Consider the following 25,871-nt stretch of genomic DNA (forward strand, 5'->3'; position numbering starts at 1 on the left):
CTCTACTTAATTGGAAACAATGTAAACGGCACATCAGTGTCGCCGAATTTCATTTCAAAGCCATCCAAACCAATAAACTTCGGGTTTTCTTTTGACTTAGAATTTGGCATGTACCCTCCTCCAGCACCCGGAAGTCTCATTCTGACAATGTTGTTGTCGTCACCGTCTTTCCCTGTAAATCGCGGAAGACCTCTCTCCGTCCTCGTTGTCGCAAGAATGTAAGCCTCAAGCATTAGCTCGTAACTGTTAAATCTGGAGCTTGGGTTGCCTCGTTTATGCCATGGTCTTTTGCCAGTTATTGGATTCGTACCATCAATTGCTCGCTGTTTCAGTGCTGGTTCTGGGACCTCCGGACCATGCTTCCCAACCATATGCATGCCCTGGCTATCGTTTAATCTATTAATTTCTTTCTTGGCGAGCTCCTCAGCACTCAGCTTAGGCTTCGGCAGCGCCGGTTCACCTTCATCAACCTTGACGCCAGTCGTATCACCCGGCGCCTCACACCCAGCCTTACCCGACTGCGGACAGTTCCCGCTCAACCCCAACGGATCAACCCACCCCGTCGGGTTCGGCGTGTACTGGTACTGATTCAGCCCACCCGCCAACTTGATCGGGTCCGGCGTCAGATACCGTCCAACCTCCGGATCATAGTACCGATGCCGGTTGTAGTGCAGACCGCTCTCCGCATCAAAGTACTGCCCCTGAAACCGCAACGGCTGTTCAAGTTGCTCGCCCCCGCCGAACGTCTGGCGAGTGACTTTGCCGTAGGCGTTGTATTTCGCCGACCAGACAATCTCGCCTCCAAAATCGGTCAGTTCCTGCGGTGTACCGAGGTGGTCGAGTTGGTAGTAGAACGGGCAGGCCTTTCGCGGGCCCTTGCCGTCGAGCATGGCCAGCGGGCGGAAGCTGCCGGGTTCGTAGACGTAGCTGCGGTAGTGTTCGCGGCTGCTTTCGGCGATGAGGTTGTCGCCTTGCCAGAAGAACTCGGTGGTTTTGCCGTCGACGGTTTTGGCGATGCGGCGGCCGAAGGCGTCGTAGCGGTAACTGGCGGTGCGACCGTCCGGGGTGGTGACGCCGACCAATCGGTGCTGGCAGTCGTAGCGGTATTCGGTGACGAGTTTTTGCGCGGTGCCGCGACGTTCACGAACCAGGTTGCCGAAGGCGTCGTAGTCGTAATGGCGGTCGCCCTGCATCAGCAGGCGATTGCCTTTAACGGCCACCAAACCGGGCCGGTCCTGCATCAACAGGTTGCCGGCAGGGTCGTGGGCGAAGCTTTCCGCCGGGTCGTCGCGGCTGTGGCGCACGCGGGTCAGGCGGTTGAGCGGGTCGTATTGGTAGTTGCGTTGGCCGTGATGGGTGTCGGCGATGCTGTCGAGATTGCCATTGGCGCTGTAGGCATAGTCGCGGCGATAGAGCGGTTGTTGCTGTTGGCTGACAGCGTGGGCCTTCAAGCGGCCTTGATCGTCGTAGGCATATTCGCTGAGCAGTTGGCCTTGCTGACGTTGCTGCTCGCGACCAAACGCAAATTGGTGGCTGGTCAGCCGCGCGCCGTTGAGGTCGATGGCGGTGAGCGCGCCGCCCTTGGCATGGTGGTAATCGAGTTTGCTGCCGTCCGGCAGACGCAGGCGGTTGAGTTGGCCGCAGGCGTCGTAGCCATAACGCAGCGTGCCCCAACCCTGATGCTCGGTGATCAGACGATCCTGTTGGTCGTACTCGAACTCCAGCGGATGGTCGTACCCGTCATCGACGCCAATCAGTCGGCCGAGGCTGTCGTAGCGGTATTCGACCTTGACGCCGTCGGGCAGCGTTTTGACCAGCAACCGCCCTGCCGAGTCTCGTTCATAGGCGGTGACGAGCTGCGAACCATCGTCGCCAAACTCGGTTTTCTCCAGCAGATGGCCGTTGAGGTCGTAGGCATACGCCGTGCGTCGGCCGTCGAAGCCGGTTTCCTGTCGGATCAATCCGCCGGGGGTGTAGGCCAACTGATATTTTTCGCCGGATTCGTTTTCGATTTCCGTGAGCAACAGCTGCGCGTTGTCGTAGCGATACTTCAGCTGGGTGCCGTCGGCATTGAGCCGGCGGCTGACCAGGTGCAGGTCGTCGAGGTATTCGTAGCGCGTGATGCGGCCGAGTTCATCGCGTTCGGCAGTGATTTTTCCGTAGGCGTTGTAGCTGTAGGCGCGACTGGCACCGGTAGGAAGAATCGTCTGGATCAATCGGCCAATGGCGTCCCATTGCGACTGGGTGACCGCGCCATGTTCGTCTTGACGGGTAATCTGCCGCCCCAGCGCATCGTAGGAAAACCGCCGTACGCCACCGTCCGGCAGCGTCTCTTCGACCAGTTGCCCCAAGCCATTCCGGACGAACACATGCCGACTGTTGTCCGGGTAGCGGATCGACAGCAGCTGACCTTTTTCGTCGTAGTGATAGTGGGTGACATGGCCATCGGGATCGGTCGCTTCGGTGACATCCCCCTGCGCATTGCGCTGATACTTCCACACCGCTTTGCCGCGATAGCGTGCGTGCAGGAAACCGTTGCGATACTCGTAGGCCGTTGGCTCATCTTCTGGCGGAATCAGCGCCACCAAGCGTCCGACTTCGTCGTAGCGGTATTCGGTGACCGCGCCGAGCGGGTCCTGCTCGGCAATCAGCCGACCCTGGTCGTCGTAGGCCTTGAGGTGTTCACCGCCATCCAGTTCGACCTTGCGCACCAGCCGCGCCCGGTCGTCGTGGACGTAAACCTCTTCGCTGCCGTCGATGTTGTGAACGGTGACGCTGCCCTGGTCATCCCAGGTATAGCGCGCGTCCATCTGCGCAAACGACGCCCAGTGGCGGATGCATCGGGCGGCCTTGCCGGACCTTTCCCACTCCCAGAAAAAACTCGCCCCACCGGCCAATTGCCGCTGGAGAATGACGTGCTGATCGTCGTAGTCGTATCGCTCGCTTTCGCCGGCGGCATTGGTGGCCTCAATGAGTCGACCGCGTTCGTCGTAGCGGTAACCGACCAGTGTTTGCTCGGTCTGCCAGGCTTCGTCCAGGGTTTGGGCCGGGGCGAAAACCTGATAATCGACGGCGACCAAGTGACTGCATTCATAACGCAACAACAAGGCGCGGCCCGCACCGTTGTCGAGGCGCCGAATGCGGCCCTGACGATCGCGGGTTATGCGCAGGCGGTTGTCGTATCCGTCGCTGATCGCTGTAAGTAAACCATTACGAAAATGGTAGAAACGTGACTCGTCGCCGGCGACGGCGAGGATCAATTCTTCGGGTTCATTGCCAACGTAAATCGCGGCGCGCGACAGGCTGTTATGAATCGCCGGGCGTTCAGCGGACGGCAGCGGGAACGTGGTGCGACGGTTCTCGTGGTCGATCCAGATGACGGTGTCGCCGTCGATCTCCAGTCGATGGGAGAGCGAGTGGCTCCAGCCAAATCCGAGACCGCAGTCGATTTCGGCAGCACTGGTGCGATAGAGCCGGACAAAGTCGAACGGCAGAATGCCGTCCAGCAAACCATCGATGAGGGTCAGCAGTTCTTCGCCGGTAACCATCGACACCGGGCATTTGTTGGTGGCGGTTTTATCGACGGAATCGGCACTGTCGCCGTTGGGGTTTTTCGCCTGATCCGGGACGTTGTCGTGGTGTTCGTCTTGTTTGAGTGTGGTGTTGCGTTTGGCGTCCCAGCGCAGTTGCATGCGGCCTTTTTTCAGGCCTGCCGCTACACCGCGTGCGGCCACTTTTTTGTAGCGGTCAACGTAGGTAATGAAGCTGTTAATGATGTTGAAGATGGCTTTGACGAAGCCCACAACAGCGTCGACGATTCGGGCGCCGTAGTTGGCAAGGCGCATCCCCAAATAGGCAACGCCTGCGCCTGCGCCCGCAAAAGTCAGAACAAGCCCGATAAGAATATCGATGAGCAGTTGCACCACCACGGCTGAAAGCGCTTCGGCAGTTTTGCCGGCGATTTCACTGGGGGGCAGCATCTCCAGCCAGAGGCTTGCCGTGCGCAGCAACAGACAAAGGGCCGCTTCATCGCTGAACAGCAGCTGGACCTTTTCCATTGTTGCCGGGAGTTTCTCTGCCAGTTCGGCAAGCTTGTCGGCCCCATCGCCCAAGCGGCCAACGAACTTTCGGGGATCCTGGAGAATGTCCGAGAGCAGGCTGATGCTGTCCCAGACACCGGTAATCGCCGCCCAACTTCCCGCGAGTATTCCATTACCGGCGGCCGCAAATGTCGACTGCGACCATTGCGGCTTGAACCCTTCCCACTCGTTGCGCAGCCAACTGTCCAGCTCTTGGGTCAGGCCATCGTAAGAGGAGAACAGGTCTTCGATTTGATCCGATGAAACGTCACTCTGGACATGAACGCGATAGAACTTGCCAGGCGTGCCTTCGAACTGTCCCTTGCCATTTTCGTCGAGCGGGACCGCGGTGCTCTCCCCCCCGTCCATGGCGATCACATCGACCTGAATATTCCCCAGCGGGATGTCATAAACCGATTCAAACTTGCTCTCGATCTCCAGAATTCCGTTCGCAGGACACTGTGCCAAACCCGAGAGAAAATCATCGTCGCGACTGCTCACCGCTGTCGTCGAATCGCCAAGCTTTATCAGCCGCTCCATACCCATCAGCGAAGGCATGTCCATCGACCGGCTGATCTTGTCCGCATTCCGACTCAAGAAACTGCCGAGCTGCTCTCGATACACAACCAACGTGTCTTTAAAACCGTCGAGCTCCTGCTCGATCCGCACAATCTGGTCCATCAGTTCCGCTCCGCCATCAGGTAATCCGCCAAGGCTTGTTTCGGTGCTTGAGGCAGGTCCGGCGTCTTCAGAAAGGTCGCGACCTTGTGCCGCAATACACGCGCCGAAAACGCCTCAAAAAGATCAGGACGGTCTTCGCTCAACCACTTCATCAAGTTGTTGATCCGGGTTGTCGCGGACTCGGCGGCGAGGTCGTCGAGCAGCGATTCGGACACTTCCCACCATGGAAAAACCCTGGAGACTTTCAATGCGCTACCGCCGATATCGAGCGGCTGCCCATTGATCAAACAGCGGTCAAGCACAGGCATTAACTGCGTTGGGTTAACGTCGGCAGACTGAAGAATCGGCAGCAAATAGCGCCCATCCCAGAACCGAAAAAACACCGCCCTGCCGTTGGGTAAAAGCACTTGTGTAAGGCTGCGCAGATGTTCGACCAGCGCTTCCTGAGACGCAGAAGAAACCGCCAGCCAACCCCAATCACGGGACTCTGTCGTGGCGACCCACTGCAGAAACTCACTGCTTGCGGGAACGATTCCTACATAGGGCATCACCGGTTCCCACTCGGCATAGGTGGTGTCGGCCCAGATCGGGCTCGGTGCTTGGGCCGGGGTCGAGAGCTGCCAGGCTTTCATCGGCTGCGACGCACTGGCGTTGCCGAAAATCGCGAACAACTGCTGTCCGGGTTTGAGCGGTTGGCGTTCCAGCCAGGCGTGGGGTGACATGCGATCAGGCGGCACAGACACCGTCCTTGCAGCGCTCGCATTCTTCGCAGAACGGCGCGTCGCTTTGCAGGCTCATGATCTGTGCGGCGCTCAGCAGGGCGGCCGGGGCGGCGACGAGTTTCAACGGCGTATTTGGCGACACGGGAGTAGCGGCCATAGACGGCATCAACGCGCCCCCGACCTGAATCGGAACGCTGCTGAAAATCCCGCCAGGACCGATGTTGATCCACTGCCCGCCCGCCTGAATCGTCGCGCTGGCACCGCCGTCGATCACCACTTGCTGACCGGCGCTGACGTGAAATTGCTGACTGGCGTTGAGCGCCTGACTGGACACGCGGATGTGCCGGTCGCCCATCACCAGCAAGTGATCGTCGAGCTTCACTTCGGCCTGGCGCTGGCCGTGGGTGATGCGTTGCTCGTCAGCCTTCAGCTCATGGCGAGCGGTCCCCGTGACGACGATGCTGCGCTGGTTATCGACCTGCACCTGCTGATCATTCAACACGTGCTGGGTCCAGTTTCGCTGGGCGCGCAGGTAGATTTCCTCGGCGCCTTTGCGATCCTCGATGCGCAATTCGTTGTAACCGCCGCCGCCCGGACTACTTTGGCTGCGGAAAATGCTGCGGGTCTTCTCGGCGGGCAAATCCAGCGGCACCGGTGTTGCGGCGTTGGGCAGGCACCCCATCACCAGCGGTTTGTCGGCATCGGCGTCGATGAAACCCACCAGCACTTCCATGCCCACTCGTGGGATCAGCACGCTGCCGTAATGGTCGTGGGCCCAGCCCGTGGCGACCCGCAACCAGCAACTGGAATGCTCATTGAGCTGACCGTCGCGGTCCCAAGCGAGCTGGACCTTTACCCGGCCGAACTCATCGCAATGGATTTCGCTGTCGACAGGACCGGTGACCACGGCAGGTTGGTAGCCGAGCATCCGTGGTTTTTCCGGCCCCAGTGGTGGACGAAACGAAACATCCCACGGCGTCGCCAGAAAGGTATTGCGATAACCCTGGAAATCATCCGGGTCATCACTGGTGGCCGACTCCTCCAGCACTTGCGGCTGTCGGCCACGGTGTTCGATTTCAGTGATCAGCCACAGGTCGTTCCACGCCTGACGCGGGTGCTCGGCGAGGTGCAGGAAATGTCCGCTGACCAAGGCAGAATCGTCGCCACGACCTTCGGCCTGACGGAAGTCTGCGTTGTGCCGTTCCAGCGCTCGCTGTGTCAGCTGTTTGCCTTGCTCGCGGTCAGTGAATTGGCCGGGAAAGTGGTAATCCTCCAGCACCGGACGCTGTTCGCTGTCGACCCGGTTTTCCAGGGAGAGACGCGGTTTCTGGAAGTCGTAATCGCGACGGGTGACCGCCGTGGTGCGGGTCTCCAGACGCACGTTGAAACGCTTGATGGCCGGCGCGTCTGCCGTCATGCCACTGCCCGGCAAGTACAGCGTCGGCTCAGGCAGGCGCGGGAATACCGTCTGATCATCGCCAAACACCAGCAGATGTCCGTCGGGGCTGTGCTGGAAGTGGTAATGAATGCCGATTTCGGCACACAGGCGCTGGATAAACGCGAGGTCGCTTTCGGCGTATTGCACGCAGTATTCGCGCGGTGAGTAGTCGCTGCCGATACGGAACTCGAAGGCATCGCGCTGGATGCCATGGTCCTTGAGGACCTGCGCGATGATCGCTGGCACGCTTTGGTGCTGGAAAATCCGCTGGTTGATGCGCTGACCGAGGTAGGCCAGTCGCGGTACGAGACTGATTTGATAGCCCGTCAGACGTTTCCCGGAATCGCTTTGACCGACGCGAAAGATCTGACCGTGTACGCCAGAACCTTGTGCATCGAAACTCAGAAACGCCTGACGATGCAGCAGGTTTTCGAGCTCGATGTCTGGCCGGTCGCTGACCAGCTCCAGATCGAAGCGGTAGGGTTGGCTGATGGCTTCCGTGCCTGTGAACTCAAGCACCTTGAGCTCAATCTGGACGCCGTCGATCGTCAACGTGAAACGCGGTTGATTGGCAGGAGCGAACATCCGATGTGTCTCTGCAGAATGAGGGCGGGCGATTCTGCATGAGCGACAAGGGGTGTTGAGGAAGGGACAGGAAAATCAGATTTGCCCTACTTTTTTAGGGATTTGTCCTTCAAGAATTGGGATGTTTGGCTACAGACATTCTCTGCAAAGTAGTGTGTTGCATCTGATGACCTCTTCGCGGGCAAGCCTCGCTCCTACAGTTTTGTGGCGAATCGCCAACCCTGTAGGAGCGAGGCTTGCCCGCGAAAGGGCCATAAAAAACACCCAATCTTTTCCCGCAGACAAAAAAACGGCCCGCCTCCAAAAGGAAGCGGGCCGTTTTCATGTTCGGCGAAAGCTCAGAGCCTTAGCTCATCCCTATCACTTGTTCAGGCGGAAATCAGCCTCGGCAGCGGCGAAACGCTGAAGCATGCCCTGAGTTGGCGCGCCCAGCTTGCTGACGATGTAGATGGCCAGGCTGGCGAAGATGAAGCCCGGGATGATTTCGTACAGGCCCAGCAGTTCGAAGTGCTTCCAGACGATCACGGTGATCGCGCCGACCAGGATGCCGGCCAGTGCGCCGTTGCGGGTCATGTCTTTCCAGATCACGGAGATCAGGACCACCGGACCGAACGCAGCACCGAAACCGGCCCAGGCGTAGCTGACCAGACCCAATACGCGGTTTTCCGGGTTAGCGGCCAACGCGATGGCGATCAGGGCAACCAGCAGCACCATGGCGCGGCCGACCCAGACCAATTCAACCTGGGAAGCGGTTTTACGCAGGAAGGTTTTGTAGAAGTCTTCGGTCAGGGCGCTCGAGCACACCAACAGTTGGCAGCTCAAGGTGCTCATGACCGCAGCCAGAATGGCCGACAGCAGGACACCGGCAACCCATGGGTTGAACAGGATTTTCGCCAGTTCGATGAACACGCGCTCTGGGTTTTCGGTCACAGGGCCGGCCAGCTCGGGGTGTGCCGAGAAGTAAGCGATACCGAAGAAACCTACAGCGACGGTGCCGCCCAGGCACAGGATCATCCAGGCCATGGAAATGCGACGTGCCTTGGCGATCGACTTGACCGAATCCGCCGCCATGAAACGCGCGAGGATGTGCGGCTGGCCGAAGTAGCCCAGGCCCCAGCCCATCAGCGAGATGATACCGATGAAGGTGGTGTTTTTCAGCATGTCGAAGTTGCTTGGATCCTGCGCTTCGATGGCCAGGAACGTGGTGTCGACGCCGCCGGTGGCCAGCAGCACGATGATCGGGGTCAACAACAGGGCGAAGATCATCAGCGTGGCTTGTACGGTGTCCGTCCAGCTCACGGCCAGGAAACCGCCGACGAAGGTGTAGGCAATCGTCGCAGCAGCACCGGCCCACAGCGCGGTCTCGTAGGACATGCCGAAGGTGCTTTCGAACAGACGGGCGCCAGCCACAATGCCGGAAGCGCAGTAGATGGTGAAGAACACCAGGATCACGACGGCGGAGATGATCCGCAGCAGGCCGCTTTTGTCTTCGAAACGGCTGGAGAAGTAATCCGGCAGGGTCAGTGCATCGCCGTTGTGCTCAGTCTGCACGCGCAGACGGCCGGCGACGAACAGCCAGTTCAGGTAAGCACCGATGATCAGGCCGATGGCGATCCAGCTTTCGGACAGACCGGACATGTAGATGGCGCCCGGCAGGCCCATCAACAACCAGCCGCTCATGTCGGAAGCACCGGCAGACAATGCCGTCACGACGCTGCCCAGGCTGCGACCGCCCAGAATGTAGTCAGAAAGGTTGTTGGTGGAGCGATAGGCCATGAAGCCGATCAGCACCATTGCTGCGATATAGATCACGAACGTGATCAGTGTTGGATTGCTAACGCTCATTAAGTTTCGCCCTGGCTTTGTTTTTATGTAGCGGCGGCTGGTGAACCGCGCGCAAACGACGACGTTTGACAGACGATTTCAGGTCCCGCGCATTTATGACTGATGTTTCCCCAGGAAAGCCATCAGCCGGTACACCAGTCTTTTATGACCGGTTGCACCTTGGCCGCGAATGCTATTCAACAAAGCAAATAAGGTGCAACCCATTTTTCGAGAATAAGTTGCACCTAGTCGGATTTACCTGAAAAACCCCTGTTTTTGCTCCCTTTTAGGGCAGTCCTGACGGTTTACTAGAATGAAAAGCACCAAGTCAGCGCGGTACGTTCGTTCCGGAATTTATTTCCTGACGAGCTGCTTATTATTCCGACAAAAAAAGGGTTGCACCCGGTTGCACCTCAAAGGTTGCCCAGCTAATCTTGCGGCCAGCTGATGCCACGCGGTCGTGGCAAACATGAGGATAAAAATATGGCTACCACCACCCTTGGGGTCAAACTTGACGACCCGACCCGCGAGCGCCTCAAGGCGGCCGCGACCTCGATTGATCGCACGCCGCACTGGCTGATCAAGCAGGCAATTTTCAATTACCTGGAAAAACTCGAGGGTGGTGCAACCCTGACCGAGCTGAGCGGTTTGACCAAGGATTCCGACGAAGCCGTCGATGCGCCTCTGGATCACGCCCATCAGTGCTTCCTCGAATTTGCCGAAAGCATCCTGCCGCAATCGGTGTTGCGCGCCTCGATCACTGCCGCTTACCGTCGCCCGGAACCTGAAGTGGTGCCGATGCTGATCGAGCAGGCGCGTCTGCCGGCGGCGATGGCCGAAGCCACTAACAAGCTCGCCTCCTCGATCGCCGAAAAACTGCGCAATCAGAAGAGCGCCGGCGGCCGTGCCGGAATTGTTCAGGGTCTGTTGCAGGAATTTTCCCTGTCGTCCCAGGAAGGCGTCGCGCTGATGTGCCTCGCCGAAGCGCTGCTGCGCATCCCGGACAAAGGCACCCGTGACGCGCTGATCCGCGACAAGATCAGCACCGGCAACTGGCACCCGCACTTGGGCAACAGCCCGTCGCTGTTCGTCAACGCCGCGACCTGGGGCTTGTTGCTGACCGGCAAACTGGTCGCCACCCACAATGAAGCGGGCCTGACTTCCTCCTTGAGCCGCATCATCGGCAAGAGCGGCGAGCCGATGATCCGCAAGGGCGTCGACATGGCCATGCGCCTGATGGGCGAGCAGTTCGTGACCGGCGAAACCATCGCCGAAGCCCTGGCCAATGCGAGCAAGTTCGAAGCCAAGGGTTTCCGCTATTCCTACGACATGCTGGGTGAAGCCGCTCTCACCGAGCACGATGCCCAGAAATACCTGGCCTCGTACGAACAAGCCATCCACTCGATCGGCAAAGCCTCCCACGGTCGTGGGATTTATGAAGGTCCCGGCATTTCCATCAAGCTCTCGGCACTGCACCCGCGTTACAGCCGTGCGCAGTACGAGCGCGTGATGGACGAGCTGTACCCGCGCCTGCTGTCGCTGACCCTGCTGGCCAAGCAATACGACATCGGCCTGAACATCGACGCCGAAGAAGCCGACCGCCTCGAACTGTCGCTGGATCTGCTGGAGCGCCTGTGCTTCGAGCCACAACTGACCGGCTGGAACGGCATCGGTTTCGTGATCCAGGCTTATCAGAAGCGTTGCCCGTATGTGATCGACTACGTGATCGACCTGGCTCGTCGCAGCCGTCATCGCCTGATGATCCGCCTGGTAAAAGGCGCGTACTGGGACAGCGAAATCAAGCGCGCCCAGGTCGAGGGCCTGGAAGGCTATCCGGTCTACACCCGCAAGGTGTACACCGACGTTTCCTACATCGCTTGCGCACGCAAGCTGCTGTCGGTGCCGGAAGTCATCTACCCGCAGTTCGCCACGCACAACGCCCACACCCTGTCGGCCATTTACCACATTGCCGGTCAGAACTATTACCCGGGTCAGTACGAGTTCCAGTGCCTGCACGGCATGGGTGAACCGCTGTACGAACAGGTTGTAGGCAAAGTTTCCGAAGGCAAGTTGAATCGTCCGTGCCGCGTGTACGCCCCGGTCGGTACTCACGAAACGCTGTTGGCGTATCTGGTGCGTCGTCTGCTGGAAAACGGCGCGAACACTTCGTTCGTCAACCGCATCGCCGACCAATCCATTTCGATTCAGGAGCTGGTGGCCGATCCAGTGGCCAGCATCGAGCAGATGGCGACGCTGGAAGGCGGCTTCGGCCTGCCGCACCCGCGTATCCCGCTGCCGCGTGATCTTTATGGTGCCGAGCGCGCCAACTCCAGCGGCATCGACATGGCCAACGAACATCGTCTGGCTTCGCTGTCCTGTGCTTTGCTGGCCACCGCTCACAATCACTGGAAAGCCGCGCCGATGCTCGGTTGCGCGTCCAGCACTGAAACCCCGGCTCCGGTGCTGAACCCGTCGGATCTGCGTGACGTCGTCGGCCACGTACAGGAAGCAACCGTCGAAGACGTCGACAACGCGATCCAGTGCGCCCTGAACGCTGCACCGATCTGGCAGGCCACTCCGCCCGCCGAACGCGCTGCGATTCTGGAACGTGCCGCCGATTTGATGGAAGGCGAGATCCAGCCGCTGATGGGCCTGCTGGCTCGCGAAGCAGGCAAGACCTTCGCCAACGCCATCGCCGAAGTGCGTGAAGCCGTGGACTTCCTGCGTTATTACGCGGTGCAGGCGCGTAACAATTTCACCAACGACGCCCACCGCCCATTGGGTCCGGTGGTCTGCATCAGCCCGTGGAACTTCCCGCTGGCAATCTTCAGTGGCCAGGTAGCTGCTGCACTGGCCGCAGGCAACCCGGTATTGGCCAAGCCTGCGGAACAAACCCCGCTGGTAGCGGCTCAAGCCGTGCGCTTGCTGCTCGAAGCCGGGATTCCGGAAGGTGTGCTGCAACTGCTGCCGGGCCGTGGCGAAACCGTCGGCGCCCGTCTGGTCGGCGACGATCGGGTCAAAGGCGTGATGTTCACCGGCTCCACCGAAGTCGCTCGTTTGCTGCAACGCAATGTCGCCGGTCGCCTGGATGCACAGGGTCGTCCGATTCCGCTGATCGCCGAAACCGGTGGCCAGAACGCGATGATCGTCGACTCTTCGGCACTGACCGAACAGGTGGTGATCGATGTGGTGTCGTCGGCTTTCGACAGCGCCGGTCAACGTTGCTCGGCCCTGCGCGTGCTGTGCCTGCAGGAAGATTCCGCTGACCGTGTGATCGAAATGCTCAAGGGCGCCATGGCTGAATGCCGTCTGGGCAACCCTGAGCGCCTGTCCGTGGACATTGGCCCGGTGATCGACGCCGAAGCCAAGGCCGGCATCGAGAAGCACATCCAGGCCATGCGCGACAAAGGTCGCAACGTGTATCAGGTGGCCATCGCCAACAGCGAGGAAGTAAAACGCGGCACCTTCGTGATGCCAACGCTGATCGAACTGGAAAGCTTCGATGAGCTGCAACGTGAGATCTTCGGTCCGGTGCTGCACGTGGTTCGCTACAAGCGCAAAGACATCGATCAACTGATTGGTCAGATCAACGCTTCCGGCTATGGCCTGACGCTGGGTGTGCACACCCGGATCGACGAGACCATCGCCAAGGTGATCGACAACGTCAACGCCGGTAACGTCTACGTAAACCGCAACATCGTGGGTGCCGTAGTTGGCGTGCAACCGTTCGGCGGCGAAGGCTTGTCGGGCACCGGCCCGAAGGCCGGTGGTCCGCTGTACCTGTACCGTTTGCTGTCGACGCGTCCTACCGATGCCATCGAACAATCCTTCGCTCGCGGCGACGCCATCGCAGCACCGGATGTCCGTTTGCGTGATGCCATGAGCAAACCACTGACCGCCCTGAAGGCGTGGGCCGACAGCAACACGTTTGCAGACCTGAGCACGCTGTGTGTGCAGTTCGCGGCGCAGTCGCAAAGCGGCATCACCCGTGTCCTCGCTGGCCCGACTGGCGAGCGCAACAGCTACGCCATCCTGCCGCGCGAACACGTGCTGTGCCTGGCGGAAGTTGAAGGCGATCTGCTGACGCAGCTGGCGGCGGTATTGGCTGTCGGCGGTTCGGCGGTGTGGCCGGAAGCTGAATTGACCAAGGCGGTGTTCGCACGTCTGCCGAAGGAAGTTCAGGCGCGAATCAAGCTTGTTTCCGACTGGAGCAAGGACGAAGTGGTGTTTGATGCGGTTCTGCATCATGGCCATTCCGACCAGCTGCGTGCGGTGTGCCAGCAAGTGGCCAAGCGTGCCGGGGCGATTGTCGGGGTTCATGGTCTGTCGCAGGGCGAGACCAGCATTGCGCTGGAGCGCCTGGTGATTGAGCGGGCGTTGAGCGTCAACACCGCTGCGGCGGGTGGTAACGCCAGCTTGATGACCATCGGCTAAACCGCAACAAAACCGGGCAACCGCAATGGCTGCCCGGTATGCAAAATCCTGTAGGAGTGAGCCTGCTCGCGATAGCGCTCTGTCATCCGACCTATTATTGGATGACACACCGCTATCGCGAGCAGGCTCACTCCTACAGTTGTTTTGTGGGGTGTCTGCTAAGTTGCTGCGCGGCTCCACCATCACGCTCATCAATCATCCTGTTCAGCTTTTATTCTCACGCCTAGACTCGGTCCATTCCAAAAAAAGGTAGGCCGCCATGTCCGAGACGCTGCTCAGTTCCCGCAATCTGGCTTTCGAGCTGTACGAAGTCCTCGATGCCGAGGGCCTGACCCAGCGTGAGCGTTTCGCCGAGCACAACCGCGAAACCTTCGATGCCGCCATCGGCACGGCCCGAAGCATCGCCGAGAAGTTCTTCGCGCCGCACAACCGCAAGAACGACGAGAACGAGCCGCGCTACGAGAACGGGCAGGCGATTCTGATTCCGGAAGTAAAACCGGCGGTGGATGCGTTTCTCGAAGCCGGTTTCCTCAACGCGGCGCGCAGCTTCGACGCCGGCGGCATGCAACTGCCTACGCTGCTGTCCCAGGCCTGCTTCGCGCATTTCCAATCGGCCAATGCCGCGTCGACCTCGTACCCGTTCCTGACCATGGGCGCGGCGAACCTGATTGAAAGCTTCGGCACCGATGAGCAGAAGCAGCGTTTCCTGCAACCGATGATTGACGGTCGCTTCTTCGGCACCATGGCCCTGACCGAACCGCACGCCGGTTCTTCGCTGTCGGATATTCGTACACGCGCCGAGCCTGCATCTGACGGCACCTATCGACTCAAGGGCAACAAGATTTTCATCTCCGGTGGCGATCACCCGCTCTCGGAGAACATCGTGCACATGGTCCTGGCGAAACTGCCGGATGCACCGGCCGGGGTGAAAGGGATTTCGTTGTTTATCGTGCCCAAGTTCCTGGTCAACGATGACGGCAGCCTCGGCAAGCGCAACGACGTCTTGCTGGCAGGCCTGTTTCACAAGATGGGCTGGCGCGGCACCACCTCCACCGCGCTGAACTTCGGCGATAACGGTGAGTGCGTCGGCTACCTGGTGGGTAAGCCGCACCATGGTTTGAGCTACATGTTCCAGATGATGAACGAGGCGCGAATCGGTGTCGGCATGGGCGCGGTGATGCTCGGTTACGCCGGGTATCTGTATTCCCTGGAATACGCCCGCGAACGTCCGCAAGGTCGCGTGCCGGACAGCAAGGATCCGAATACCGCGCCAGTGGCGATCATTCAGCACGCCGACGTCAAGCGCATGCTGCTGACGCAGAAAGCCTATGTCGAAGGCTCGTTCGACCTTGGGTTGTATGCGGCGCGACTGTTCGATGACACCACGACGCTGGAGACCGAAGACCAGCGCAAACAGGCGCACGAACTGCTGGATTTGCTGACACCCATCGTCAAATCCTGGCCCTCGGAGTTTTGCCTGAAGGCCAACGAACTGGCGATCCAGATTCTCGGCGGCCACGGCTACACCCGCGAATACCCGGTGGAGCAGTATTACCGCGACAACCGTTTGAACCCGATCCACGAAGGCACCCACGGCATTCAGTCGCTGGATTTGCTGGGACGCAAACTGGCGCAGAACGGAGGGGCGGGGCTCAAGCAGCTGATCCGCTTGATTGCCAACACTGCCGAACGCTCGCAGGCACATGAGTCATTGACTGCGTTGCGTGAACCGCTGGAGAAGCTGGTCGCGCGCCTGCAAACGGTGACCATCGGCTTGCTGATGGATCTGGGCCAAGGCAAGGTCAACAGCAGCCTGGCGAACTCGGCGCTGTACCTGAAAGTGTTCGGGCACACGGTGATCGGCTGGCGCTGGCTGGAACAGGCGATTCGCGCCGAGGAAGGGTTGGCGAAGGGGAATGCGGCGGATGTGAGCTTCTATAAAGGCAAGCTGCAGGCGGCGCGGTATTTCCTGACCTGGGAAGTGCCGGGTTGCCACCATGAGCTGGCGATTCTTGAGGCTCGGGATGATGTTTGCCTGACGATGCAGGATGAGTGGTTCTGATCAGAATTTTTTGCTGCTGCTGAAATCCAATCGCGAGCAGGCTCGCTCCCACAGGGTCAAGTGTTCACAGATCCAATGTGGGAGCGAGCCTGCTCGCGATGACGTCAGCACAAACAACATATTTATCAGCTCAACTTGAACCCACCCATCTGCCGCGCCAGATCATCCGCCAACCGCTGCAATGTCTGACAGTCTTCGCGACAAGCCCTGACTTCCCCCGCCGTCGCCCGGGCCAAATCGGAAATCCCCTGCACATTGCGGTTGATCTCCTCCGTCACTGCCGACTGCTCTTCCGTGGCCGTCGCCACTTGATGGTTCATGTCGCTGATGCGCTCGACCTGACCGGTAATCGCCGTCAACGACGCGCCAGTGCGCTGGCTCGATTCCACGCCGGTGCCTGTTGCTGCCTGCCCGGAGTGCATGGATGAAACGGCATTCTCCGCGCCTTGCTTGAGGCTGCCGATCATCTGCTGGATCTCATCGGTCGACGACTGCGTGCGCCGCGCCAACGTGCGCACTTCATCCGCCACGACCGCAAATCCACGGCCCATGTCTCCGGCCCGCGCGGCTTCGATGGCCGCGTTCAGTGCCAGTAAATTGGTTTGCTCGGAGATTCCGCGAATCACTGCCAGCACCTGATCGATGGATGCGACCTGATCGGCCAATTCGCCGACGGCACTGGCGGCGATGCCGATTTCGTCGGACATGCTTTCTATATGCCGGATCGACCCACCGACCACTTCCCGCGCCTGCATCGCTTCATCGCGAGCGTTCTGTGAAGCGACCGCGGCGTTACCCGCGTTCTGGGCGATTTCCTGCACGGTCAGGCCCATCTCATGAACAGCGGTGGCGACCATGTCGGTCATTTCCTGCTGACGACCGGAGCGTTCGGCGGTGTTGTCCACGACCTTCGCCACTTGGCTGACCGCCGTGCGCAAACGCTCGCTGGTGGTCAGCACTTCACCGATCATCTCGCGCTGACTGTCGAGGAATCGATTAAAGCCTCGCGCCAGGTCACCCAGTTCATCGGCGCGGCTGGAATCTAACCGGTGGGTCAAATCTCCACCACCGCTACCAATGGCTACCAGCGCGGCTGTTACCTGACGGATCGGCCGCACCAGGCCACGGGCCAGTAATACCACCAGCAACAGACACACCAGCGCCACCGCCAGACCAATGCCGCTGCTCATCCACATGGCGCGACGCGCTTCGGCGTAGATCTGCGACTGTGGCACTTCGGCCACCAGGGTCCAGCCCAGATCCCGCAACGGCAGGCTCAACGCCAGATAATCTTCGCCATCGCGGACAAAGCTGCTGTTGGTGGCAACTTTTTGACCCATGACCGATTGTGCGGCGGGCGCGCCGATTTGCTCGGCCAGCGTGCGCTTGCCGCTGAACTGCGCCTCAGGGTGAACCTGGATCAAACCATCGGAACGCACGAGATAGACCTTGCCGCGCTCACCGAAGTTGAAGTTGTGAATCAGCTCCGACAGCTCTTTCATGCTCAACCCAAGCCCGGCAACGCCCACGACTTTACCGGCCTGCTCGACCTTGAGGTCGATGAACAACGCCAATTCTCCGGTCGCGGTGTCATTGTCGATATTGAGGGTGCGTGGCTGGTTACTGTCGAGGAACGCGTAGAACCAGGCGTCCTTGGGGTTGGTACGGCTGAGGGTCCGGTCCAGGCCTTTTTCAGTGAAGTAATGGTTTGAAGCCGTGCCGACGATCAGCGCGGTAAAGGCTTTGTGTTCGGCACGGATGCCTTCCAGATACTGGACGAACGCGGCGGTCTGGGCACTGTTTTCACCTCCGGCCAACCAGTCGCGCACCATGCTGTTGCTGGCGATGTCCTTGGCGGCGGTGAGGGGTTGGACGAGGATTCGTTCGATGTCGTTGCGCATCGCTTCGATGCTGGACGGCAGTGCCTGTTCGACCAGATAGCTCTGGGCAAGGCGGTTGACCACGAGGGTATAAATGCCAACCACGATCAGGATGCTGACCAGCAGGGCGGTGCCCATGCTGAGGATCAACTGCCATTGAATACTGCGTCGCCAGAACTGCATGGAGCACCCCCAAAGAATAAGAGGCTGAAACACTGCAACAGCCGTGCCGATTGTATACAACTAAACCGACAATTTATTCTTTGGTTGTGCGCAAAGCCGATCAGGCTTGATTGATCGTCTTGGAGATCACTTCAACCGTGGCGCTGACTTGCTCTTGGTAACGGTCGAGTTCCTGCTTGTGCTGCTTTTGCATTTCGATCTGCTGGGAACACAGATTCATCGCAGCCAATACCAGCAGTCGGTCACCGATCAGTGTCGGGTACTTCCTTTTGGTGTCGGCCAAGGCAGCTTTCAACATCATCGCGGCGTCCAGCAGGGTTTGCTCTTCCCCGGCCGGCGCCTTGATCGAATAGTCCTCCCCCAGGATCGAGACGACTTTTACCCCTGCGGCGCCGTGATTCATGCGCTGACCGGGCCGGCGCTGACGCGCTCAACCAGGGCCTGGATGCGGGCTGCGGTGGCCCCTTGTTTCTCTTCCTGTTCCATCAGGTTCAGTTGCAGACTTTCGTTTTCATCCTTGGCCTGGGCCAGTTCTGTGCTCAGGGTCTGGTTGGTGGCGAGCAGGGTCTGGTTCTGTTGCACAAGGTCGCTGACCAGCTGTTCCAATTGACTAAGGGATGCTTCCAACATTTTGATTTTCCAAGCATTTCAAAGGGCGCGTACGATAAAGAAAAGTCACCACCGATGCCAGGGTTATTGGGACGCAAGGCCTTGATTTTCCTGGCGGGCGACCTTCCTCGCGAGCTTTAAAGACTGTGATTGGCGGATCTGGTTCCTGCACTTCGTCGCCGGAGCGGTTGTGCGACAAAAACGCGCAGGCCCTCAAGACTTTAGTCGTATGACCGATAAGTCACCCATACGTCAGCTTCAGCGCCGCACGGGTGCGCTCACTTTGGTAAACACCATGTCCCTTCGTAATATGAATATCGCACCGCGGGCGTTCCTCGGTTTCGCCCTGATTGGCGGTTTGATGCTGGTTCTGGGTGTGTTTGCCTTGAACCAGATGAGCAAGATTCGCGGCGCCGGCGAAGACATTGCCTCCATGAGCGTGCCGAGCATCAAAAGCCTGGACGAATTCACTCAACTGACCCTGCGCCTGCGGGTGCTGTCCTACCGCTTGCTGGTGAACCGCGAACCAGACGTGCAGCAGAAAACCTTCGAGCTGTTCGATCTGCGTAATCAGCAGATTCGTGACGCGCAGAAAGTCTACGAACCGCTGATCGAGGGCCCGCAAGAGCGTGCCGCCTACGATCAGTACGTGCAGTTGCTGGCGCAATACCGCCAACTTGAAGACCGCATGAAGACCCTCTCGCGCAACAATCAGGTCGATGAACTGCGCACAATGCTCAATAGCGAATTGCTCTCCAACTCCGAGGCCGTCAACGCGGCACTGGCCAAGTTGCTCGAAATCAATACGCAACAGATCGAAGTCACCGACACCCGGGCCGGCGAACAGTATTCAACGTCGCTCAACCTGGTCATCACCTTATTGGTTATTGCCAGCGGCCTTACCCTGCTGTTCGCCTGGCTCCTGACCAACAGCATCACCAAACCGATTGCCAACGCCTTGAGCGCGGCCGAAGAAATCGCCGAAGGCAACCTGACTCGCCCGATTCATGTCGATGGCGATGACGAAGCCGGCCGCTTGCTGCTGGCCATGTCGAAGATGCAGGAGAAGCTGCGTGACACCCTGCAGCGGATTTCCGGCTCGGCCACGCAACTGGCGTCCGCCGCTGAAGAGCTGAACAGCGTCACCGACGAAAGCGCCCGTGGCCTGACCCAGCAGAACAACGAAATCGAACAGGCCGCCACCGCTGTCAATGAAATGACCAGCGCCGTGGAAGAAGTCGCGCGTAACGCCGTGAGCACGTCCGAAGCCTCGAAGAACGCCACCACCTCGGCCGGTGACGGCCGTGACCTGGTGCAGGAAACCGTCAGCGCCATCGAACGCATGAGCGCCGATGTGCAGAGCACCGCGACCTTGATTGGTGATCTGGCCAACGAGTCCCGTGACATCGGCAAGGTGCTGGACGTGATCCGTGGCCTGGCTGACCAGACCAACCTGCTGGCGTTGAACGCAGCGATTGAAGCCGCGCGTGCCGGTGAAGCTGGACGTGGCTTCGCAGTGGTGGCGGATGAGGTGCGTGCACTGGCGCATCGCACTCAGCAGTCGACCAGCGAGATCGAACGCATGATCGGCAGCATTCAGAGCGGCACCGAACATGCGGTGAACTCGATGCGCAACAGCACCGAACGTGCTGAATCGACCTTGAACATCGCCCGCGGTGCAGGTCTATCGCTGGATACGATCAACAGTGCCATTGTCGAGATCAACGAGCGCAACCTGGTAATCGCCAGCGCGGCCGAAGAACAGGCGCAGGTCGCCCGTGAAGTGGATCGCAACCTGGTGAACATCCGTGATTTGTCGGTGCAATCGGCGACCGGGGCGAATCAGACGAGTGCGGCGAGCAATGAGTTGTCGCGATTGGCGCTGGACCTGAACAACATGGTTGGGCGGTTCAGCCTGTAAGCGCCGACACCTTCTCTGTGGCGAGGGAGCTTGCTCCCGTTCGGCTGCGAAGCAGGCCAATCAGCTTGCGCGTTGAATCTGATTCACCGCGCCGCCTCTTCGGGGTCGCTGCGCGACCCAACGGGAGCAAGCTCCCTCGCCACAGGGATCAAGCTCAATCCGGGTGACGTTGTCGCTGCTGCAAAAGCTTTTTGACAGCATCACATTTCAACAGGTTAGAATCGCTGGCACGCAGACTGCATGGTCAGTTTGTGCCCGCCTTTCAGCTTTCTGGAGTACTGCCTTTGAATGCGACGACCATCAACAGCCTGTTCTTGATCGGCGCGTTGCTGGTAGGTGCGAGCATTCTGGTGAGTTCACTTTCCTCGCGTCTCGGCATCCCGATTCTGGTGATCATCCTCGCCGTGGGCATGGCCGCCGGCGTCGACGGCGGCGGCATTATCTTTGATAACTACCCCACGGCTTATCTGGTCGGCAACCTCGCCCTCGCGGTGATCCTGCTCGATGGTGGCTTGCGCACCCGCGTATCCAGCTTTCGCGTGGCGTTGTGGCCGGCGTTGTCGCTGGCCACGGTCGGGGTGTTGATCACCACCGCGCTGACCGGCATGGCCGCCGCCTGGCTGTTCAACCTGAACATGATCCAGGGTTTGCTGATCGGTGCCATCGTCGGCTCGACCGACGCCGCGGCAGTGTTCTCGCTGCTGGGCGGTAAAGGCCTGAACGAACGGGTGACTGCCAGCCTCGAAATCGAATCCGGCAGTAACGACCCGATGGCGGTGTTTCTCACCGTCACCCTGATCGACATGCTCGCCAGCGGCCAGACGGGCCTGCATTGGAGCCTGCTCGGGCATTTCGTGCGTGAATTCGGCATCGGGGCCGTGATTGGCCTCGGCGGTGGCTGGGTCATGCTGCAATTGGTCAACCGGATCAACCTCGCCAACGGCCTCTACCCGATTCTGGTGATTGCCGGCGGCCTGGCCGTCTTCGCCCTGACCAACGCCCTGCACGGCAGTGGCTTCCTGGCGGTTTACCTCTGCGGCCTGGTGATCGGCAATCGTCCGGTGCGCAGCCGCCACGGCATTCTCCACATGCTCGACGGCATGGCCTGGTTGGCACAGATCGGCATGTTCCTGGTGCTGGGGCTGCTGGTGACGCCGCATGACCTGTTGCCGATCGCCCTGCCCGCGCTGGGTCTGGCGCTGTGGATGATTCTGTTTGCACGGCCGCTGTCGGTGCTGGTCGGCCTGCTGCCGTTCAAGGCTTTCCATGGCCGCGAGAAGGCGTTTATTTCCTGGGTCGGCCTACGCGGCGCGGTCCCGATCATTCTGGCGGTGTTCCCGCTGATGGCCGGCCTGCCGAATGCCCAGCTCTACTTCAACCTTGCCTTCTTTATCGTGCTGGTGTCGCTGCTGGTGCAGGGCACGAGCCTGCCGTGGGTGGCGAAACTTTTGAAAGTGACCGTTCCGCCGGAGCCGGCACCGATCTCTCGCGCAGCGTTGGAAGTGCACGTTACCAGCGAGTGGGAGTTGTTCGTTTATCGCCTCGGCGCCGAGAAATGGTGCATTGGTTCGCCCCTTCGCGAGCTGAAAATGCCCGACGGCACGCGTATCGCCGCTCTGTTTCGTGGTCAGCAACTGCTCCATCCGTCGGGTAGTACGGTGCTCGAAGTCGATGATTTGCTGTGCGTTATCGGCCATGAGCACAACCTTCCAGCCCTCGGAAAGCTCTTCAGTCAGGCACCGCAGCGCGGCCTCGATTTGCGCTTCTTCGGCGACTTCGTGCTCGAAGGAGACGCCCAGCTGGCCGCGGTTGCGGCGCTGTACGGGTTGAAAGTCGAAGGCATCGACCCGGACATGTCCCTGGGCCGATTCATTGCCCAGAAAGTCGGTGGTGCTCCCGTCGTCGGTGACCAGGTGGAGTGGAACAACACCATCTGGACCGTTGCGGTCATGGAAGGGAACAAGATCGGCAAAGTGGGCGTCAGATTCCCCGAAGGAAGTCGCCCCGGCCCGGGCTTGTTCCTCTAAACTCCAACCTTCGTCTCGTTTTCGATCGGTCTCTATGCCAACCCTGCGCACTTTTTTCATCATGGCCCTGTTGGGCTTGAGTCTTTCTGTCGGTACGTTGCAAGCGGCTGGACCGCCGACCAGCGAAGCCGTGCAGGCGAGTCTGGACAAGATCGCCGATCGCAAACTGCCGGAAGCGGATCAAAAAGCGTTGCAGGGTATCCTGCAAAACACGCTGACTCAGCTCAATAACAAGCGCGATTACGATCAGAAATTGATCGATCTGAAGCAGCAACTGGCCACCGCTCCCAAGCAGAACATCGAGAACCAGCGGGAATTGGCGCGGCTGAAAGCCAGCAAGGCACAGCCAGTTGCGCAGCGCTACGCCAACCAGTCGGTCCAGCAGCTCGAGCAAGTGCTCACCGAGCGCTCGACCCAGCAAAGCGATCTGCAGAAAGCACTGGCCGACGCCAACAGTCTGGTGATTACCGCCCAGACACGACCCGAGCGCGCCCAGGCTGAAATTTCCACCAGCCAGACGCGCATCCAGCAGATCAACAACATTCTCAAGGCCGGCAAAGACAACGGCAAAGCCTTGAGCGGCGAACAGCGTGACCAGCTCAACGCCGAGCTTGCGGCACTGAATGCCTTGATCCCGCTGCGCCGCGAGGAACTGGCCGGTAACAGCCAGTTGCAGGACCTGGGCAACAGCCAGCATGATTTGCTCACGGAAAAAACCGATCGCCTGGATCAGGAAATCCAGGAGTTGCAGACCCTGATCAATCAGAAGCGCCTGGCCCACTCCCAAGAGGCGGTGACCCAACAATCCATCGAAGCGCAGAAATCCGGCAGCAGCAGCTTGCTGGCCACCGAAAGCGCGGCGAACCTGAAACTCTCTGACTACCTGCTCAAAAACACCGACCGCCTCAACGCAATCACCCAGCAAAACCTGCAAACCAAGCAGCAACTGGACAGCGTGACCCAAAGCGATTCGGCCCTGGACGAGCAGATCAGCGTACTCAAGGGCAGCCTGCTGCTCTCCAAGATTCTCTACAAACAGAAGGCGGCCCTGCCGCGCCTCAAGCTCGACCGCGACCTCGCTGACCAGATCGCCGACATTCGCCTGTTTCAATTCGAAGTCAGCCAGCAACGGGAGCTGCTCAACAACCCGGCAACCTACGTCGACAATCTGTTGGCGACCCAACCGCCGGAGCAAGTCACCCCGCAGCTGCGCAAGAGCCTGCTGGAGCTGGCCACAACCCGCGCAGACCTGCTGGAGCGCCTCAACCGCGAACTGAGCGCAGTGCTCAACCAATCCATCACCCTGCAACTCAACCAGAAGCAACTGCTCAGTACCACGCAAAGCCTGCGGGCGACGCTCGATGAGCAGATGTTCTGGATCCCCAGCAACAAGCCGCTGGATCTGGAATGGATGCACGGCGTACCGGAGCGTTTGCAACGGCAGGTCACCACGCTGCCGTGGGCTTCCAGCCTGAGCGAATTGAGCGATGGACTGATCCAGCGGCCGTTGTTGTTCCTGCCCCTGGTGTTGCTGATCGGCGCCCTGCTGTGGCGGCGTAAAAGCCTGTACGCCCGATTGAGCAAAGTTCACCAGGACATCGGCCACTTCAAGCGTGACAGCCAATGGCACACGCCGCAGGCCATCTTGATCAATATTCTGCTGGCGATGCCGGTCTCGCTGGGCCTGGCCTTGTGCGGCCTGGCCCTGCAGATCGACGCCCGCGGGCAGAACGCCAACATGGGCGCGGCGCTGCTGCAAATGGCCCAGGCCTGGCTGGTGTTCTACACCGCTTACCGGATTCTCGCGCCGGGCGGCGTGGCTGAACTGCATTTCCGCTGGGAAAAACCCCAGGTCGAATTCCTTCAGGGCTGGGTCCGCCGACTCGGGTTGGTGGTGATGGCATTGGTCGCCGTGGTGGCGGTGGCCGAACTGCAACCCTCGACGCTGGCGGATGACGTGCTCGGCATGCCCGTGGTGCTGACCTGCTACGCCTTGATGGCCTGGCTGCTCAGCCGCCTGCTGGTCAGCAGCCCGACGCACCAGAACGCTTCGCTGTTCCGCAAAGCAGTCGGCGTCCTGTTTACCATCCTGCCCGTGGCATTGTTCGTGGCGGTGTGCTTCGGCTACTACTACACCGCGCTGAAGCTCAGCGACCGGTTGATCAACACCCTTTACCTGCTGATGTTCTGGCTGGTGATCGAAGCCACGTTCGTTCGTGGCCTCAGCGTGGCGGCACGACGCCTGGCCTACCAACGCGCCCTGGCCAAACGCCAGGCGGCGAAAGAGGCCGGCGACGGCGAAGCGGTGATCGAAGAGCCGACGCTGGACATCGAGAAGGTCAACGAACAGTCCCTGCGCCTGATTCGCCTGGCACTGCTGGGCGGTTTCATCGCGGCGCTGTATTGGGTCTGGTCCGATCTGATTTCGGTGTTTTCGTACCTGGACAACGTCACCCTCTACGAATACACCAGCGGCACCGGCGCCAATATGAGCATGGTGCCGATCAGCATCGGCGACATGCTCGGCGCGCTGATCATCATCGGCATCACATTCGCTCTGGCGCGCAACTTGCCGGGGCTGCTGGAAGTGCTGGTGCTGTCGAAGTTGAACCTGGCGCAGGGCAGCGCCTATGCCACGACCACGTTGCTGTCCTATGCGATCGCCGGCATCGGTTTCGTCTCGACCCTGTCCACCCTCGGCGTGAGCTGGGACAAGTTGCAATGGCTGGTGGCGGCGTTGTCGGTCGGCCTCGGCTTTGGCATGCAGGAGATCTTCGCCAACTTCATCTCCGGCATCATGATTCTGTTCGAACGCCCGGTGCGGATCGGCGACACCATCACCATCGGCAACCTGTCGGGCACGGTCAGCAAGATCCGTATCCGCGCCACAACCATCACCGACTTCGACCGCAAGGACATCATTGTCCCGAACAAGACGTTCATCACCGGGCAACTGATCAACTGGTCCCTGACCGACACCATTACCCGGGTGACCCTCAAGCTCGGCGTCGATTACGGTTCGGACCTGGACCTGGTGAAAGAGCTGCTGCTCAAAGCCGCGCGCGATAACCCACGCGTCCTGAAAGACCCGGAACCCCACGTGTACTTCCTGAATTTCGGCGAAAGCACCCTCGACCACGAGTTGCGCATGCACGTGCGTGACCTCGGTGACCGCAACCCGGTGCTGGACGAGGTCAACCGCTTCATCAATCGCGAGTTCAAGAAGCAGCACATCAACATCTCGTTCCGGCAGATGGAGGTTTACCTCAAGAACCTTCAAGGCCAGGAATACAAAATGGTGCCGATCGATCCCGAGTCCAAAACCATCGCGCCGCTGGTGGATAGCAAGGCGCCGCAAGAGCCGCCGCCCACCAAACTCGACTAACGGCCCTATCCCTAGCAGAATGCTCGGACATTCTGCTGGAG

Annotated in this window: 12 protein-coding genes and 2 pseudogenes; 6 read left to right on the plus strand and 8 right to left on the minus strand. The window is 59.8% G+C overall.

The genetic code is table 11. The features are described from left to right. Window positions 1–2: 2 nt before the first annotated feature. The 4 genes from AB4N91_RS24545 to putP all read right to left on the minus strand — a co-directional run bounded on the left by AB4N91_RS24545 (window position 3) and on the right by putP (window position 9,350). Complete coding sequence (locus AB4N91_RS24545) at window positions 3–4,760, minus strand: RHS repeat-associated core domain-containing protein (RefSeq protein WP_460111845.1); 4,758 nt, start codon at window positions 4,758–4,760, stop codon at window positions 3–5. Beyond that, window positions 4,760–5,497: a DUF4123 domain-containing protein gene (locus AB4N91_RS24550; RefSeq protein WP_102593641.1), complete on the minus strand. Its 738-nt coding sequence runs from the start codon at window positions 5,495–5,497 to the stop codon at window positions 4,760–4,762. The genes AB4N91_RS24545 and AB4N91_RS24550 overlap by 1 nt, the downstream gene beginning before the upstream one ends. Further along, window positions 5,487–7,505, minus strand: a complete 2,019-nt coding sequence (locus AB4N91_RS24555; RefSeq protein ID WP_460111846.1) for a type VI secretion system Vgr family protein — start codon at window positions 7,503–7,505, stop codon at window positions 5,487–5,489. Before AB4N91_RS24555 ends, AB4N91_RS24550 begins: the two co-directional genes overlap by 11 nt. A gap of 360 nt (window positions 7,506–7,865) precedes the next feature. Continuing rightward, entirely contained in the window at window positions 7,866–9,350 is a 1,485-nt protein-coding gene (gene putP / locus AB4N91_RS24560) for a sodium/proline symporter PutP (RefSeq protein WP_010464334.1), read from the minus strand. 462 nt (window positions 9,351–9,812) lie between these two features. Here putP and putA point away from each other — a divergent pair, with 462 nt between their 5' ends. Beyond that, window positions 9,813–13,763, plus strand: a complete 3,951-nt coding sequence (gene putA / locus AB4N91_RS24565; protein ID WP_460111847.1) for a trifunctional transcriptional regulator/proline dehydrogenase/L-glutamate gamma-semialdehyde dehydrogenase — start codon at window positions 9,813–9,815, stop codon at window positions 13,761–13,763. Window positions 13,764–14,022: 259 nt separating this feature from the next. Then, the gene (locus AB4N91_RS24570) at window positions 14,023–15,825 is read left to right on the plus strand and encodes an acyl-CoA dehydrogenase (RefSeq protein WP_154502733.1); all 1,803 of its coding nucleotides are present in this window, start codon (window positions 14,023–14,025) and stop codon (window positions 15,823–15,825) included. 125 nt (window positions 15,826–15,950) lie between these two features. Here AB4N91_RS24570 and AB4N91_RS24575 read toward each other — a convergent pair whose 3' ends face one another. The 4 genes and pseudogenes from AB4N91_RS24575 to AB4N91_RS24590 form a co-directional block, all read right to left on the minus strand. Continuing rightward, the gene (locus tag AB4N91_RS24575) at window positions 15,951–16,796 is read right to left on the minus strand and encodes a methyl-accepting chemotaxis protein (RefSeq protein WP_371857847.1); all 846 of its coding nucleotides are present in this window, start codon (window positions 16,794–16,796) and stop codon (window positions 15,951–15,953) included. Window positions 16,797–16,862: 66 nt separating this feature from the next. Continuing rightward, a pseudogene (locus AB4N91_RS24580) lies at window positions 16,863–17,888 on the minus strand (cache domain-containing protein); the annotation flags it as partial. 100 nt (window positions 17,889–17,988) lie between these two features. Then, a complete protein-coding gene (locus AB4N91_RS24585) occupies window positions 17,989–18,291 on the minus strand; it encodes a cell division protein ZapA (RefSeq protein ID WP_010464343.1) in 303 nt (100 codons plus the stop codon). Next, window positions 18,288–18,518 (minus strand): hypothetical protein, encoded by a 231-nt coding sequence (locus AB4N91_RS24590; protein WP_010464345.1) that lies wholly within the window; start codon window positions 18,516–18,518, stop codon window positions 18,288–18,290. The genes AB4N91_RS24585 and AB4N91_RS24590 overlap by 4 nt, the downstream gene beginning before the upstream one ends. Window positions 18,519–18,858: 340 nt before the next feature. Here AB4N91_RS24590 and AB4N91_RS24595 point away from each other — a divergent pair. From AB4N91_RS24595 to mscK, 4 genes and pseudogenes are all read left to right on the plus strand, one after another. After that, window positions 18,859–19,251 (plus strand): annotated as a pseudogene (locus AB4N91_RS24595) (MCP four helix bundle domain-containing protein); the annotation flags it as partial. A 111-nt stretch (window positions 19,252–19,362) separates the two neighbouring features. Continuing rightward, entirely contained in the window at window positions 19,363–20,418 is a 1,056-nt protein-coding gene (locus AB4N91_RS24600; RefSeq protein ID WP_425335202.1) for a methyl-accepting chemotaxis protein, read from the plus strand. Window positions 20,419–20,702: 284 nt separating this feature from the next. Next, window positions 20,703–22,445, plus strand: a complete 1,743-nt coding sequence (locus AB4N91_RS24605) for a potassium/proton antiporter (RefSeq protein WP_458369140.1) — start codon at window positions 20,703–20,705, stop codon at window positions 22,443–22,445. Window positions 22,446–22,479: 34 nt separating this feature from the next. Next, the gene (gene mscK / locus AB4N91_RS24610; protein ID WP_010464350.1) at window positions 22,480–25,830 is read left to right on the plus strand and encodes a mechanosensitive channel MscK; all 3,351 of its coding nucleotides are present in this window, start codon (window positions 22,480–22,482) and stop codon (window positions 25,828–25,830) included. Window positions 25,831–25,871 lie beyond the last annotated feature (41 nt).

The organism is Pseudomonas sp. H3_D04 (genome assembly GCF_054669175.1).

Bases quoted from the DNA above. Each gene is read 5' to 3' on its own strand.
- AB4N91_RS24545 (WP_460111845.1), bottom strand. From the start codon at position 4,760: ATGGACCAGATTGTGCGGATCGAGCAGGAGCTCGACGGTTTTAAAGAC.
- AB4N91_RS24555 (WP_460111846.1), bottom strand. From the start codon at position 7,505: ATGTTCGCTCCTGCCAATCAACCGCGTTTCACGTTGACGATCGACGGC.
- putP (WP_010464334.1), bottom strand. From the start codon at position 9,350: ATGAGCGTTAGCAATCCAACACTGATCACGTTCGTGATCTATATCGCA.
- putA (WP_460111847.1), top strand. From the start codon at position 9,813: ATGGCTACCACCACCCTTGGGGTCAAACTTGACGACCCGACCCGCGAG.
- AB4N91_RS24570 (WP_154502733.1), top strand. From the start codon at position 14,023: ATGTCCGAGACGCTGCTCAGTTCCCGCAATCTGGCTTTCGAGCTGTAC.
- AB4N91_RS24575 (WP_371857847.1), bottom strand. From the start codon at position 16,796: ATGATCGGTGAAGTGCTGACCACCAGCGAGCGTTTGCGCACGGCGGTC.
- AB4N91_RS24585 (WP_010464343.1), bottom strand. From the start codon at position 18,291: ATGAATCACGGCGCCGCAGGGGTAAAAGTCGTCTCGATCCTGGGGGAG.
- AB4N91_RS24590 (WP_010464345.1), bottom strand. From the start codon at position 18,518: ATGTTGGAAGCATCCCTTAGTCAATTGGAACAGCTGGTCAGCGACCTT.
- mscK (WP_010464350.1), top strand. From the start codon at position 22,480: ATGCCAACCCTGCGCACTTTTTTCATCATGGCCCTGTTGGGCTTGAGT.